Annotated in this window: 13 protein-coding genes and 1 pseudogene; 3 read left to right on the forward strand and 11 right to left on the reverse strand. The window is 69.2% G+C overall.

The window, feature by feature from the left end; translation table 11 throughout:
• On the forward strand, positions 1–627 hold a 627-nt coding region (locus ACLQ22_RS29400), incomplete at its 5' end, for a hypothetical protein (protein ID WP_425695168.1).
• Positions 628–839: 212 nt separating this feature from the next.
• A complete protein-coding gene (locus tag ACLQ22_RS29405; RefSeq protein ID WP_425695169.1) occupies positions 840–1,037 on the forward strand; it encodes a hypothetical protein in 198 nt (65 codons plus the stop codon).
• A 30-nt stretch (positions 1,038–1,067) separates the two neighbouring features.
• Here ACLQ22_RS29405 and ACLQ22_RS29410 read toward each other — a convergent pair whose 3' ends face one another.
• The 5 genes from ACLQ22_RS29410 to ACLQ22_RS29430 form a co-directional block, all read right to left on the reverse strand.
• A complete protein-coding gene (locus tag ACLQ22_RS29410; protein ID WP_425695170.1) occupies positions 1,068–1,976 on the reverse strand; it encodes a hypothetical protein in 909 nt (302 codons plus the stop codon).
• Positions 1,977–2,146: 170 nt separating this feature from the next.
• Entirely contained in the window at positions 2,147–3,187 is a 1,041-nt protein-coding gene (locus ACLQ22_RS29415; protein ID WP_425695171.1) for a trypsin-like serine peptidase, read from the reverse strand.
• Between the two features lie 163 nt (positions 3,188–3,350).
• Complete coding sequence (locus ACLQ22_RS29420) at positions 3,351–5,384, reverse strand: hypothetical protein (RefSeq protein WP_425695172.1); 2,034 nt, start codon at positions 5,382–5,384, stop codon at positions 3,351–3,353.
• 73 nt (positions 5,385–5,457) lie between these two features.
• A complete protein-coding gene (locus tag ACLQ22_RS29425) occupies positions 5,458–5,679 on the reverse strand; it encodes a hypothetical protein (protein WP_425695173.1) in 222 nt (73 codons plus the stop codon).
• Between the two features lie 73 nt (positions 5,680–5,752).
• Positions 5,753–6,529 (reverse strand): alpha/beta hydrolase family protein, encoded by a 777-nt coding sequence (locus ACLQ22_RS29430; RefSeq protein ID WP_425695174.1) that lies wholly within the window; start codon positions 6,527–6,529, stop codon positions 5,753–5,755.
• Between the two features lie 228 nt (positions 6,530–6,757).
• Between ACLQ22_RS29430 and ACLQ22_RS29435 the strand changes: the two genes are divergently transcribed.
• On the forward strand, positions 6,758–7,780 hold the full coding sequence (locus ACLQ22_RS29435) for a S66 peptidase family protein (protein ID WP_425695175.1): 1,023 nt from the start codon (positions 6,758–6,760) through the stop codon (positions 7,778–7,780).
• Between the two features lie 169 nt (positions 7,781–7,949).
• Here the strand turns inward: ACLQ22_RS29435 and ACLQ22_RS29440 are convergent, their stop codons facing one another.
• From ACLQ22_RS29440 to ACLQ22_RS29465, 6 genes and pseudogenes are all read right to left on the reverse strand, one after another.
• Positions 7,950–9,344, reverse strand: coding sequence for a hypothetical protein (locus tag ACLQ22_RS29440; protein WP_425695176.1), 1,395 nt, complete (start codon positions 9,342–9,344; stop codon positions 7,950–7,952).
• Between the two features lie 417 nt (positions 9,345–9,761).
• A pseudogene (locus ACLQ22_RS29445) lies at positions 9,762–10,103 on the reverse strand (IS5/IS1182 family transposase); the annotation flags it as partial.
• A 160-nt stretch (positions 10,104–10,263) separates the two neighbouring features.
• Positions 10,264–10,515: a phosphopantetheine-binding protein gene (locus tag ACLQ22_RS29450; RefSeq protein WP_425695177.1), complete on the reverse strand. Its 252-nt coding sequence runs from the start codon at positions 10,513–10,515 to the stop codon at positions 10,264–10,266.
• Between the two features lie 277 nt (positions 10,516–10,792).
• Positions 10,793–12,316 (reverse strand): AMP-binding protein, encoded by a 1,524-nt coding sequence (locus ACLQ22_RS29455; RefSeq protein WP_425695178.1) that lies wholly within the window; start codon positions 12,314–12,316, stop codon positions 10,793–10,795.
• Positions 12,306–13,718, reverse strand: coding sequence for a methylaspartate mutase (locus ACLQ22_RS29460; protein ID WP_425695179.1), 1,413 nt, complete (start codon positions 13,716–13,718; stop codon positions 12,306–12,308). The genes ACLQ22_RS29455 and ACLQ22_RS29460 overlap by 11 nt, the downstream gene beginning before the upstream one ends.
• Complete coding sequence (locus ACLQ22_RS29465; protein ID WP_425695180.1) at positions 13,705–14,190, reverse strand: cobalamin-dependent protein; 486 nt, start codon at positions 14,188–14,190, stop codon at positions 13,705–13,707. The genes ACLQ22_RS29460 and ACLQ22_RS29465 overlap by 14 nt, the downstream gene beginning before the upstream one ends.
• Positions 14,191–14,361 lie beyond the last annotated feature (171 nt).

Here is a 14,361-nt window from a genome sequence, read left to right on the forward strand (position 1 = left end):
GGCGGCCGGATCTTCGAGGCGGCCAGCAACGCGGGCTGGCGCAACCTCTGGACCGGCGTCTCCGGCGCACAGGGCACCGCTCTGGCCGCGTTGAACTGGAAGGGGGTGAAGCTCGTCTACAGCGTGGTCGGCGGCTCGGTGCACGAGGCGAGCAGCGGCAACGGCTGGCGCAACCTCAGCACCGGCATCAGTGGGGTGAGCTCCGCGTCGATCTCGGCGATCGAGATCGACGGGATCAAGTACGTCTACAGCATCGTCGGCGGCTACGTGCACGAGGCGAGCAGCGCGAACGGCTGGCGCAACCTCAGCACCGGCATTCCGGGCTCGGCGGTGGCGGCGATCGCGGCGGGCACCACGAAGATCGTCTACACCCTCAACGGCGGCCGGATCTTCGAGGCGGCCAGCAACGCGGGCTGGCGCAACCTCTGGACCGGCGTCTCCGGCGCACAGGGCACGGCCCTGGCCGCGCTGCACTTCAACGGGACGAAGCTGGTCTACAGCGTCACCGGCGGCTACGTCCACGAGACGGCCAGCAGCACCGGCTGGCGCAACCTGAACAGCGGGGTCCGCGGCTCCACGGCGGCCGTACTGGCGGTGGGGAACAACAAGTACATCTACGCCGCCTGAACCACTGGCGGGGACCTCCCGCGCGGGAGGTCCCCGCGGCGACCGCCGTGGTCCAATGGCCGTCGGGACCGACGTGGGGCCGCTGGACGCTTGCCGTGTGCAGGAATGCCGGCCGACAAGCTGGGCGGGCGAGCCCGCAGCCACCCCGGAACGCCCGGCCTCGTTCCGGAAGTCCTGACGTCACCGCGGCGGGCGCGGGTAGCGTCGCCGGTGTGAGGGTGTTGCTGCGGCACGGCCCTGGCGACGGGCAGGTGGTCGACGGCCAAGGCGAGACGGTGGTGTGGGGTGCCTGCCTGTACGAGCGGACCGGCGACCGCGAGGAGCGCCACGGTCACACGCTGATCGTGTTCCGGCACCGGCCGGACTGCTGCGAGCCGTACGGGCGGGGCAGCGAGGACCGCTGCGAATGACGCCCTCGGCAGTCCGGTCTTCGCGCCGACTCAGCGCCGGGTGCCGCCCGGTCGGCCTCGGCCGGTTCCGGAGGCGCGGTGGCCGATGCGCGGAGCCCGTACCACCGCGGCGTTGCCCGCCCCGGGGCGGAAGTTCCGCGCCGCGCCGGCAACCATCTCGTCGGGATCGTTGCCGAGCGCCTGCCGGATGTGCGGCGGAACCATCTCCGACGTCGCCAACGCCATCCGCACCTGCACCGAGCGGTCGTCGACCAGGCGTCGCAGATCCGCGTCGTCCAGCTCGACCGCCAGCACCAGCGCGACGCGGACGTCCACCACGGGGTCCTGGGCGAGCGCGCTGCGCTGGGCGGCGGTGGTCCGCGGGTTGCGGGCGAGCCCCTTGCGTACGCGCGCGGTGCGGTCGGCCATCAGGGCGGTGATCACGTCGGGGTCGTGGGTGTGGGTGGCGAGTCGTTCCCGTACCTCGGGAGAGACGTCGTCGGCCAACCGCGCGGCCAGCTCGGGCTCCAGTTCGCGCGTCTCCGCGAGGAGACCGCGAAGCTCCTTGTCGGGGGCCTCCGCCATCACCCGGCGGACCGACTCGTCGCAGGCCGGGTTGCCCGCGACCGCCCAGCGGACCCACCGGTCGGCGTCCTTGACGAGTCGCAGGAGATTGCCGATCGAGGTCGAGGGGTTTCTCGCCACGGCCTCCCGGACCTGACGATCATGGTCCCGGGCCAGCGGTCGCAGTGCCTGCGCGGGCGCGTCGGTGCGCGTCGCGACCGCCTTACGGACCACGGCCGACGGATCGGACGCCAGGTCGATGAGGGTCATCTGTGTCGTGGCGGGGTCCTGGGCGACGGCGAGCCGCGCGTCGACGCCGCCACCCGTCGCGCCGTCCGCGGCGGCGCCTGACCCACTGTGACGGTCGGGTCCGCCGACGTCCTGCTGTTTCCCCATGGGCGCCATCATGTCACGGGCCGTGCCGCGCACCGGCCGGGCCGGGTCGGCCGCCCAGGGGTGATCGACACCACCACCTGGGCGGCCGGGGAGCTCGACGGCGCCGCCGTGGCAGCCGGTACCACGGCGGACGCCTCAGCTCCCGGCGCGGCCGGCCCGGCCCACGCCGGTCAGTTCTTGGCCTTCGCGTAGTCGAAGAGGTCGGCGACGTCCTCGTCGAAGTACGGGCCGTACATGTTGCCGGAGTACTTGTACGAGGCCACCGAGTTCACGTGCCCGAAGCCCTGGGAGTTGTTCCAGGCCCGCAGGAACGGCCCGCCGCTGGTGCCCTCGTTCAGCGGGCAGTCCATGAGCTTGACCCGCTGGGATCCCGCGGCCTGCGTCGTGCTCTGGCAGTAGTGCTGCCACCTGCCGTCGAAGGGCGCGGCGCCGGGATAGCCGAGCAGGGTGGCGGCGACGCTGCGGGGGTAGTTGAAGCTGATGCCCTCCCCGCCGGTGACGTCCACCAGTCGTTTGCCGTTGCGCGGCCACACGGTGACGAAACCGTAGTCCCACCACAGGATGTCGTGGTCGACCCAGCCCTTGGTGGAGGTCATGCTCCGGGCGCTCCACAGCCCCCAGGCGGACGGGCCGTCGGCGTAGTTCGGGGCGAAGACCCAGTTGGTGTACCAGTTGTCGGAGCCGTCGCCGGGGTGCAGGCAGTGCCCGGCGGTGGAGACCAGGTTCGCCTTGGCCGTGTTGATCGCGCTGGCGGAGCAGTAGTGGTCCTCGTCGTTGACGTCGGTGAAGAAGACCCGGCCGACACCGGGTGAGGGATTGACGGACTGGGTTCCCGCCCCGGCGGAGGCGTTGCGGGCCGAGACCGAGGCACCGGGGACCGCCGTGCCGGTGCCGCGCGGACCGATGGGCTCCGCGCCCGAACGCGGTTCGCCGACCCGACCCGGCCGGTCCGCGGCCTCCCCGGCCAGCTCCTCCCCGCCCACCAACGGTTCCAGCGGCGTGGCGGCTCGCATCCGCTCCGGCGTCCAGTACGCGTCGGCCAGGGCCTGCGCGGTCGCCGCGTCCCGGATCGGCCGGCCGTGGAACGTCGCCTCCGCCTCGAGCGGGATCCCGTTCGGCGTGGTCACGCTCGCCTGTGCCGGCGTGCCGGCCAGAGCGAGCCCGCAGAGCATGGCGGTGGCCGCCGAGATGATGCCGTAACGCCTTCGCACCCGTGCCTCCTTAGGAGCCGGCCCGGGTGGCCATCCGCCACGGGCCCGGCACCGGTGACGCTAGGGCGCTGACCCGCCGCCGGGCAGCGGTCTGTCGGCATTGATCCACAGACACCTATCTGCTTGCGGCCGGACGTGCACCTCGGCATGACCGGTCACCGCGTCACGGGCACGGCGTCCGCGCGCAGACGTCGATGACCTTTCCGGTGAGCAGGAACACCGCCTTCTGCTTCTGGGCTCCGGCCTGGGCGCGCGGGAACTCGTGCGAATCCTCGCCGTACTCCGGCCCGGCCGGGGCGAGGTTGGTCGGCGGTGGCGCGTACGCCGCGCCGCTGTTCCAGATCACGATCGCCGAGCCGGTGTACGGATACCTGCGGATCGGCGCGATGCCCCAGTACGGCCGCACGTCCCGTGACCAGCCGTCGGCGAGCGCGGGGGTGTGCAGGCGGGCGCCGATGGTGCGCGCCTGGACCTCCGCCGCGGCGGGGGAAACCTGCTGGTCGCCGAAGGCCACGTGCATCAGCACCTGGTGCGCCGGGGTGCCCGGCAACGGCCGGTCGGTCATGTGCTGGGCGTACCCGTTGGCCTCGGACCGGTCCCACAACATCTGCAGCAGCGCGAGAATCAGCTGCTGGTCGACCTTGTCCGGGTAGTGGCCGTCCATGATTGTCTGGAACGGGGTGAAGGCCACGCTGCGTTGCAGCAGCGTGGAGTAGTTCATCGCCGGCACGCCGAGCACCGACCGGGTCCAGTCCTGGGCGATGGCGGTGAGCGCGCCGCCGTTGATGCCGCCCTGGCTGTTGCCGTCGTAGTGCAGCCCGCCGGCCACGTTGATCAGCGGCCGTCCGGCGGCGTCCCGGAACGCCGGGTGGGCGGCGAACCCGCCCGGGTGGATCATCGTCCGACCCAGGAAGAGGAAGTTCAGGTAGCTCTGCTGCAACCGGTCGACCACCGCGGGGAAGGCGCTGAGGTCGGTGAAGGCGCCGGCCACGTAGGGGACGTCGGCGGCGGCCATGCCGATCCAGCTGGTGGCGCAGAAGGTGAAGTCGTACGTGTGCGACATCGTCCTGACGTTGCCGGCGTTGATCTCGGTCGGCTTGCCGAGCAGGCCGTGGCCGTAGAGCGACAGGTGCGCCGGCTTCGCGGCGGAGGCGCTGCGCGGGATGTTGCAGACGAAGTCGGCCGCCACCGTCGCGCCGGACGGCGTGGGCAGGGCGTTCGGCGTCGGTGGCGTCCCGTCGCCGCCGGCCGGCCCGTAGTGCAGCCGGGAGCCGGGCCCGCCGTCACCGGTCAGATACGACGGTACGCCGATGGTGCCGGTCACCTGCCGGGCGATCAGCGGTTCCTGCTCCGGCGGGTAGTCGGTCACCTGGGTGACGGTGAACGACGGTGCGGCCCGGCGGAGCGCGGCGAACGCGCCGTCCCGGATCGCCAGCGTCCGCCCGGTCAGACCGTGCCGGCTGGCCACGGTGAAGTCCCAGGCCAGGTAGAGGCTGTGCCGCTTGACGCCGGCCCGGGTCAGGTCGGCGAGGATCCGCTTCATCTGCGGGCCGCGCCGGTCCCGGTGGCCGAGGCCGGCACCGGTCACGTACGCCGTGAACGCCTTCGGGGCGGGGATCAGCGCCCCGTCGCCGTCGCGCAGGCCGCGCAGGCCGACGACGTAGCGGGTGCCCTCGGTCAGCGCCACCGCGGGCCGGATGATCAGCAACTGCCGCTCCGGCTGGCCGGCCGCGTGCGCGTCCAGTTCGGCCCAGTACGGCGTGCGCCTGCCGGTGCGGGCGTCGAGCAGCACGATCGGCGCGTCCGGCGCCAGCGAGCGGCCGATGTCGGTGACGGGCGCGATCCCGGTCGCCGCCGCGTCGAGGCCGGGCACGCGCACCAGGATCGGCGAGCCGGGACTGAACCCGTCCTGCCGGTTCCACTCCGTCGGGTCGATCGGGGTCCCCTGCGCGTTGGCGGGCATCGCGGAGGCCGCGAACCGCACCCGCTTGCCGGTCGGGCTGGTCCGGTCCGGCACGGTGAAGTAGTCGTTCGGGAACGGCAGCAGGCAGGCCGTCGGGTCGATCGGGTCGCAGTCCTGCTGCCCGACCGGTGCGGGCGTCGCGGGCGGCGCCGCGGCGGCGCCCGCGCCGAGCAGGACGGCGCCGGCGGTCACCAGCACGGACACGGCGAGACGGAGCCGTCTGGGTGTGGTCACGCGCATCTCCTTCGACACCGGACCGTGGTCCGATGCGGGGGCCGACGATGGTGGGTGGAGCGTGGTGTTCTTCCTACGCTCGTGAATGGATCTCGGCAAGGGGGACGACGTGACGTCCGCCGCGAGCGAGCGTCTCGCAGAGCGCATCGGGCCAGGAGAGCATGGTCGGGCCGCCCGCGAGCAGCACGATAGGCGCCGCCGCATCGCCGAAGTGCTCGACCCCGAGCGTCACGCCGTCGGGCGTGCGGAACGAACGGGCCGTCGGACGCATCGTCAACCTCCAGGTCACCTGCATGACTGCGGCACACGCTACGCGCGCAACGTCGCCCGCCGCCTCGACACCAGCACCGACTCGCGATCGTCCCGTCTCAGCCCTCCGAGGTGGCGGCGAAGAGCCGCAGGCGGTCGGCCCGGGCCCGCGGGGGCGTCGACGTGTCGTGTCCGCAGGGGTATTCGCGCCACTCCTTGGGTTCGGCGGCCGCGTGGAACAAGCGCAGCCCTTCCGACAGGTAGACGATCTCGTCGTCCCTGCCGTGCTGGAACAGCAGCCGTCGGGCGCCCGGCACCGCGACGTAGGACGCCGGCTCGAAGCGGTGCAGGAACTCCACGTAGGCGTCGGCTACCGGATCGTTCTGCGGCAGGCTGGCGGCGGCGAGGCGCTGGAGGGTGCCGGAGCCGTAGGAGGCGAGAGCCAGCGCGAAGAGGCGCGGGTCCACCCCACTGAGGATGGCACCCAGGTACGCGCCGGCGCTGTGCCCGAAGTAGCAGAGCCGGTCGGCCCACGCGGTCAGTAGGTCGAGGCCGCGGCGCTGGGTCAGCACCGCGGCCCGTACGGCGTCGGCCACGGCCCGCTGGTCGCCGTGCGGCGGCAGTCGGTAGGCCGTCAGCAGCGCGGTCATGCCACGCTCGGCCATGCTGGTGGCCTCGTCGACGAAGAAGTGCCGCCCGTCGTCCGTACCGCCGTGGGCGAGGATCACGCCGGTGCCGTTCGGCCGGGCCGGGACGATGAGGGTGGCGCGGGCGCGGCCACCGGCGCCGTGGTCGTAGGTGAGTTCGCTGATGGTGAGGTCCCGCGTCACCACGTGTTCGTGGCGTTCGACCTCGAGCGGGGCTTCGTGGTCATAGTCGAACGCAGCCGTCTCCATCAATCCTCCACCGGTGCGGGTTCCGTGCTGCCGTACGTTCGCACGGCAGCCGGGCTCGGCCAACCGCAATTGGGAGCGGCTGGCCGCCCCGCCCCGCTGTGGACGCTCACGTGGTTTTCCGGGGCCGGCACACGCATCGGGACCAGCCGGGGTCGTGCGGGCTGGGCTGCTGGGCGGTCGATCAGTCAGTGTGTGGCGTGTCGTCGCGTGCGTTGAAACACTGCGCCGGTGACCGGTTCCACACTGCCTCAACTGCTTCGACCTCGCGCCCTGGCACCCGGAGATCTCGTCGTCATCGCGTCGCTGTCCGGGCCGCTCCATGCCGCTTACGAGCCTGACCTCGGGCAGGCGGTGGTCGTACTCGAGCGGATGGGATTCCGCGTGCGTCGGGCACCGCTACTCGAAGCAGGACGGCAGCACTGGTGGAGCGCGGCTCGGCCGGTGGAGATCGCCGAGGAGCTCAACGCTCTTCTGCGTGATCCCGAGGTGCGCGCGATCATCGCGCATGACGGGGGCCAGACGGCGCTCGGTTACCTCGACCTGATCGACGTCGAGGCGATCGCTGCCGACCCCAAGCCGATCCTCGGCTACAGCGACATCTCGCTGCTGCATCTGGTGCTCTACGCGCGCACGGGCCTGGTCGGGTTCCATGCCGACTTGGCGACGCCCGGTCTCGGCGGGGCGTGGCAGTCTGCGCCCGCGGCGCGCCGAGCGGCACTCGAGAAGCTCTACTCGGCACTGCTGACCGGTACGGAGGCGATCGGCGCGCTGCCCGCCACCCCGTCGTGGGAGTGCTGGCGTGCCGGTCGTGCCGAAGGCCGGCTGATCGGCGGGGTGATCAATCGCATTGTGCTGGCGCAGGCGACGCCTTACGCGCTGCCGCTCGAGTGGTTCGACGGCGCGGTGCTGTTCTGGGAGGAAATGGGCGGCCAAGCCTCGTACGTGTGGAGCTATCTGCAGGTGCTGCGGCACTGCGGCATCCTCGATCGGATCGCCGGCATGGTCGTGGGCGTCCCGTACGCGATCGACGGTCTCGGAGCGCCCGACGCGTCCCCCACCCTGTCCGAGATCGTCCTCGACGTCCTCGGCGACCGTGACATTCCGGTCCTGGGCAACGTCGAGTTCGGACATGCCGGCCCGAACATGCCGATGCCGGTCGGCATCCGCGTCGGCCTCGACGCGCAGCAGCGGACGTTGTCGCTGCTCGAACCGGCGGTACGGCCACGCGCGACAACGGGATCGGTCGGCTGAGCGACGCGAATCAGTGGGCCCACGGTCCCGGAAGCGCCCGGGCCGGCTCAGGTCGGCACCGCGCGGCGGGCACCGAACCGGTGGGCCGGCAGACCGGTGGTTTGCCTACCGACAACGTTCCAGCGCCGAGCGTGGCGTGGCTGACCGGACGACCCAGAGGGAGCGAAAGTCAGCATCCAGCGACGGCCATCCCATCGCGATCATCGCTCAGTGAGTGAGTGCCGGAGTTGAGGAAGACCGGCGCGAGCAGGACTGGTCGGCCGGTGCCACGGACGACGGCGCTCGCTTCCTTGACCAGCCGCGAGGTAAGACCGGTGAGCCCGGCCGGCCCGTAGTGCATTCCCCACACCGCGTGCCAGTCACGCACCGTGCTGCCCTGCTCGTCGTAACCCGGCTCGGCCCGGGGCACGACCCGCCGCTGCACGATGTACCGGCCGTTCCGGGCCGCCGTGGTGAGCGCCTCGCGCCAGGTCGCGTCGTCGACCGTCCAGCCGGCCACCGTGCCTTCACCACGGGCCAGCGTGGTCGGTTTGAGGATGCTGTCGGACCGCTCGTGCATCAGGCCGGTCAGATCGTACGGGGCGTCGAGGCGGGTCGTCTGGGGCAGGATGCGGCGCAACGCGGCGCGCTCGGCCTCGGTCAGCGCGTTCTGCACCTCGGGCAGATGCACGAGGGCGAGACAGGACTTGCTGTTGAACACGTCGTGCGCCGGTACGGTGACCACCGGCGGCGTGGTGCTGCCCGCTGACGGGTGCAGCCGCCGCCAGGCGATCAGCGGGTCCGGCTCCGCGGCGAGTTCCTCCAGGCTGAACAGCCGCAGGATCGCGCTGACTCCGGCGACACCGTCGGCGATGGTCCCATCGGGTTTCGACAGGTCGGCGATCTCGGCCAGCCGGGTCCGGAAGGGGCGCGTCTCGATCCGCTCGGCCAGCGGCTGCCACGCGGCGGCCCACTCCGCGAGTGCCCCGGTCGCTTCGACCATCAGCACCTCCCTGAGGTCGTCAGGCGTTCCGGCGTCATGCTCCGGTGCCGCCGCGTCCAACAGGTCGACCAGGCCGGTGACGGAATCGAGGTGACGTAGTCCGTGTCGCTCGGCGAAGTGGCTGAATCGTGGGTCGGCCAGGATCGCGGCACCCAGAGGTGCGCGCCGGACCCCGTTGACCGCGGTGGACAGGCCCAACTCGAGCACCTTGAAGCCGGTGCCGTCGTGAATCAGGTCGGCGCGGCCGTACCGGACGAGGCGTGGCATGTCGGTGTCGACGAGCATCGGGCGGATCGCCGCTGGCGCGTCGGTCAGCGCGCCGAACTCGGCCAGGCTGCCGCCCGCGAGCAGATCGGGCAGCCTGCCGACGACATCGAGCAACACCTCGAAGTCGGCGCAGAACGAAGCGATCTCTCGCTCCACGACGAACATCGGGCGCTGGAAGCTCTGCGCCGCGAGTGCTGGCCCCAGCACCCCGACGGCGTGACTGGCTGGCAGGTCGGCCGGCAACTCCCCGGCCCCGACCGCCCGCAGATAGTCTGCGGCCGGGTCGGGCAGGGCAACCGGGCTGCGGGAGTTCATCAGGCGCCCCCTGCCCCGGTCGCGACGCGGCGGTGGCGTGGCGTGGCGTGGCAGGACCGGGTCGGCGTCGGCTGTTCAGGCTGACAGGAACAGGGCACGGTCTGCCTCCAACTGGCGCCGCGAGCGGTGATCGGCCAGGATCGTATAGGGATCTCTGTGGGGGTAGGAAGCCCAGGCCGGGTGCCCTGTAGGGGTTGAGTGACCTGCAGGGGTCGCCTGCTCTGAGGTAGGCATCGATCGAGTGGAAGGACTCGAGCCACGGAGCCGGCGGAAGTCGTAGCCGACGAACGTGCCCGGAGTGCCGCGCCACCATCTGCACCATCGTTGCCAGTCGGCTGAGTTCGGAACGTCAGCCCAGACGGACCCGCGAGGCGAACCGGTCCGGGCCACCACGGTCTCCGCCACATTGAGCGCTCTTCATCGTGGGCTCCGGCTGGTCTGGACGTGATGTGGGACGAGGATGGCCTGGACGATCGCGGTGGCGCGTCGGGGCAGGCAGCGGAGCTTGGTCAGGACTTTCCAGCCTTGAGGGTGGCGACGGCGCATTCTCCGACGGCCGGATCTTGGCGTGGTGGCGGTTGACCGTTTCAGCCGGCGGAACAGCCGGGGCCGGTGCGGACGGCGTCTGAACGGCGTACGGACGCTGCCGCCAGCACCCTGCTACGCCTTCTCGGTGAACGTCAAGGCGTTCGCGCTGGTCAGGGTGTCGATCAGGCGGTGGGCGCGGGCGGCGGCCAGGCCGTGCACAGCGGGCAGGGCGACCGCGGACGGGTGAGACAGCACAGTCATGCTCCCGGCTGGGGCATCGGATCTTGGTTGACCGCTGTCCTACCCGGAGCCCCTCCCACGTCGATACACGCTTCCCGCACCCATCGTGACCAGGGCCATCACGATGAAAAAGCCTCATTGGTGCCAGTCCTCACGAGCGCTCGCCCGGGACGGCGCCGTCCTGTTCGGCGATGAGCTCACAAACATGCGCGACGGTTGGATTTCGGAAGAAGTCACGAAGCCTGAGGTTGACCCTGAACTCGGTGCTGATCCTCGCCACCACCTCAGCGGCAAGCATTGAATGGCCACCGACTTCGAAAAAATCGTCCGTCACCGAAAGGGTCTCGACGTCGAGATACTCGGCGAACAGATCACACACCGACGCTTCCAGCGAATCCCGCACGAATCGATCTAAGGTCATTGAGTTCTCCGACAGGACGAAATAGGGAAGGTGTTCAGGAATGATCGGCTGATCTCTGCTGAAACCAGCTCACCGAGGGCCACTCATGCCGCCACGAACAGCGGCAATTCTGCTCCAAGCCGCTGGGATCGGACGTCGTCACGACTTTGTAGGGGCTCTGGCGCCAAGTCGGGCGTGGGCGGTTACTCAGAGAGGAACGCTTGCCGTTTTATCCGCTCAGGTCATCGCCTTCCGCTCGCCATGCTCCAGACACCCAGACTCAGCGTGCGAACCTCTTCTGCAGCAGTTCCGCGCAGGCCTTCCGGTCGATCTTGCCGCGGTCGTTCACCGGAAGGGCGGCCAGGTAAGCGATGCGGGTAGGTATCATGTAGTCGGGCAGATGCGGACGAAGCCGTTTGCGTAGTTCAGTCTTCGACGGAGCGCCATCGGCGCAAATGGCAGCGAGTTCGACTTGCCCGTCGAGATGCGTGACTGCGTGGACGATCGCGTCATCGACGCCTCCCCACATCCGTAGGGCGCTCTCGATCTCATGCAACTCAATCCGGTGGCCGCGGATCTTGACCTGCTGGTCCAAGCGGCCCAGGTGAACGAGGGCGCCGTTTTCGAGGACGACCCGATCGCCGGTGCGGTACCACGCCTCAAGCCCTGGTTCGTGGCGGTCGGCCGTGGATCCAGCAGGTGCGGGTTCGATGAACCTCCCCTCATTGTCCTTGGCGTCGTGATAGCCGTAGAACCGTTGGGAACCCCGCACCTGGAGCTCGCCGCATTCCGGATCGATCTGGAAGTCCAGATGCGGATATACCGCGCCGACCGGCACGGTTCCGTTGGATGTCGCCGGCCAGGCGCCGCGTTCCTCCGGCAAGCGATAGGCCGTCATCGCCACCGTGAGCTCGGTCGGTCCGTAGAGATTCTCCAAGGCGCTGTTCGGCGCCGCCTCGGCCCATGCCTGCGCCTGGTTGAGCGTGAGCTGCTCCCCGCAGAACAGGCTGGAGCGCAGCGACGGCATGCATCCCGGGGACAGCAGCCGTGCTCGGGAAGCCATGGAGACCAGAGAGGGCACGCAGAACCAGTGCGTCAACCGATGCTTGTTGACGAATTCGACCGGATCGTAGACGTCGTCGGCCGACGGAACTACCAGAGCGGCTCCGGAGCCCCAGGTGACGAACATGTCGAAGATCGACAGGTCGAACGTCAGGCTGAACATCTGCGAGTGCCGGCAGCCGGGTTCCATCCCGTAGCGGGCGACGTTGAACTCGATGAACGGGTCTACGTTGCCGTGCCTGATCGGTACGCCCTTGGGCCGGCCTGTCGAGCCCGAGGTGAACAGCAGGTAGGCGAGGTCGTCAGGCTTGCCCGTCCACTCGGGCGAGCTGTCTCGCAACGCCGGCGCGGCAGCGATGTGTGATGCCGGAGGCGACCCGATGGACACGACGCGGGCCGGGAGTGCGTGCAGGAGCGCGGCGTCCGCCGTGTCGTCAGCGGCGATGAAATCCAGGCCGGCCGAACGGGCGATCATGGCCAGGCGATCTGCGGGATGTGAAGGATCGAGCGGCACGACGACACCGCCGATCCGCAGGCCCGCGATGTAGGCCGCGTAGGTCTCGACGGTCCGCGTGGCCAGCAAGCCGACTCGCGGCCGCGCGACGCCCTCGGCGAGCAGGCGATGGCCGATGCTGCGGGAGACCTCGTCGATCTCGGCGTAGCTCCACTGCCGGCCGTCGGCGATCAGCGCAGGTTCGTCTGGATACTTCTCGACACTCCGGAGGAACCAGTCATGCAGCATACGTCTCCTCCGGATCAGCTCCCTGGGTCGCCGATTCGACCACAGCCGGCACAAAGTCGAAATCCTGCTGCCCTGGCGGCTCGAGGAAGTAGTTTATGTCTGCCATCAGCAGTCGCATCCGTTCGTGATCACCGGACGTAAGCCACCGATCCTCGATCAGGCGACGGTTTCGTCGCCTGACATCTACAGAAAATGGAAGGCCTCCCACATCCAGGTAACGCACCGCGCCAGCGCGATCACGACACGGCATGACGGTTGACCTCGCGTGCCTGCTTGCACTGAACGGGACATCCAAAGAGCCATGTTCGAATGCCGAGGCGATCGCCAGCGGAAGGTCCGTGACCCCAAGCAATGGCTCAACGATCTCATTCACCTCGCGTTCGATCCAGTACTGCTCCTCACCCAGGGCGGCATCATCGAGCCGTATGGCGTCGACGAAAGGGGCGTTCGCGACCCGCGCGAGTCTCATCCCGTGGATGTTCGCAGAGGCGTCCGGGATGCTATATCCCTCCCGGATCGTCTTGGTGACCACCTTCGCGGCGCCGCCCAGCCTTGCGGTCAGGGCACCCGCGAAGATGAGTTGTTCAGCACGAGCGCGGCTCCGCGGAAAGACTCCCATAAACTCATGTAGCACTGGATAGACGTCGACTGACGACGGTAGGTAGCGAGTTGCGAGAGACCGAATCGCGCGTAGCGCAGCGACGTCCTGTACCATATTCCCGGATTGCGGGTACGCGATCGATATGCAGGTCACTCCGCCATGGGCCGCCATGACCGCTTCCAACATGCTGATTGCGAGACTCACCGACGGCGGAACGAGGACGCCGGTGAGGCTGCCGAACAGCTCCCGGTCAACGACCACACCCGCTCGGGTCAGTTCACCACACTTCGCATCGATCTCCGCGTACGCATCCAACGAGGCCGCCAGCGGCACGTCTTTGCAGTACGGCAGATTGTATGAGATCCCGCCGCCTTCGAAGGACGTTATTCCTGACGCAATTGTGGTTTCGAACAATCGGCGCGGCAGTGGAGAGCCATGACGCACCTCGAGCGGGACGGAGACCGCCTGGTTCAGGTCGCGCCCGCGCCGCCAACCGTGCGCCACCAGCGGATAGCCGTTCAGTTCTTCAGGGGCGTTGCGTAACGACGACTGCGCTGTGTCGAACTGGTTGAGCCGCGTGTAGGAGTCGATTGTCAGACTCAGAATGTCGGGACGGGCGCCTTCTTCGAGGGCGAGCAGCAGGCCGCGCATCTGCTCGTGACCGCCGACACCGCATCGCGGCTGAATCGCCACAAGGCCCCGCGCCTGCGCTGCCCTGAGAACGTCAGCAACAGCGGGCTTCTTCAGTCCCTTGACGAAGGCCACCGAGTCCGCAATCGATGGGGTTTCATCGACGTCCATTAATCGGTTCCTCGACAAGTGGCGAACCCGGGAAGCCTGCCAGATCGCCGCCTCGTTCCACTCGGAGCCGATCGAGCACCGCCGGGATCGTAGACGGGTCGCGAAGGATGTGATCTACCCCCAGAGCATAGAGGGCAGCATCTTTACTGATGTCGCTGTCCCCGGTGACCGACAGGTTTCCACCAACAATCACCGGGCAGGTGATCGCACCGCGATCTTTCGCCTCTGGCAGGTCGGCAAGATCCTGCCGCGCATGTCCATTGAGGCTGCCAACGAGTACCGCCTCCGCTTCTGGCCACCGAAGGAGCGCATCACAAATATCGGATACCGTGGTGCAGGCTCCCAGGTTCACCACGTTGAAGCCATGCGACCTGAGCAGATAGGCGATGAGGTGGTTTGCGACGACATGGGAATCGCTGGCCGCGACGCACAGGATGACGGTTCGCCCATCGGGGCAGTACTCGTTTTTCATTCCTGACCGGTTTCTACATATCGAGGCTCGACCGACAAGTCTGGTGGGTCATCCTCTCCCACTGGGCCTCTCGGGCAGTCGCAGAGGTGGCTCGGCTCGCGATCGAGGACTACCGAAAGTAAGTATTGGCATACAACTTTTCCCCGCTCTTGAACGTACGGCAAGTGAGTC

It is taken from the genome of Micromonospora sp. DT178 (assembly GCF_049841695.1).
In the GTDB taxonomy this organism is placed as follows: Bacteria; Actinomycetota; Actinomycetes; order Mycobacteriales; family Micromonosporaceae; genus Micromonospora.

What these genes read in the sequence shown, in the direction of transcription:
- ACLQ22_RS29410 (WP_425695170.1), bottom strand. Translation starts at nt 1,976, where the DNA reads ATGGGGAAACAGCAGGACGTCGGCGGACCCGACCGTCACAGTGGGTCA.
- ACLQ22_RS29425 (WP_425695173.1), bottom strand. Translation starts at nt 5,679, where the DNA reads ATGCAGGTGACCTGGAGGTTGACGATGCGTCCGACGGCCCGTTCGTTC.
- ACLQ22_RS29430 (WP_425695174.1), bottom strand. Translation starts at nt 6,529, where the DNA reads ATGGAGACGGCTGCGTTCGACTATGACCACGAAGCCCCGCTCGAGGTC.
- ACLQ22_RS29440 (WP_425695176.1), bottom strand. Translation starts at nt 9,344, where the DNA reads ATGAACTCCCGCAGCCCGGTTGCCCTGCCCGACCCGGCCGCAGACTAT.
- ACLQ22_RS29455 (WP_425695178.1), bottom strand. Translation starts at nt 12,316, where the DNA reads ATGCTGCATGACTGGTTCCTCCGGAGTGTCGAGAAGTATCCAGACGAA.
- ACLQ22_RS29460 (WP_425695179.1), bottom strand. Translation starts at nt 13,718, where the DNA reads ATGGACGTCGATGAAACCCCATCGATTGCGGACTCGGTGGCCTTCGTC.
- ACLQ22_RS29465 (WP_425695180.1), bottom strand. Translation starts at nt 14,190, where the DNA reads ATGAAAAACGAGTACTGCCCCGATGGGCGAACCGTCATCCTGTGCGTC.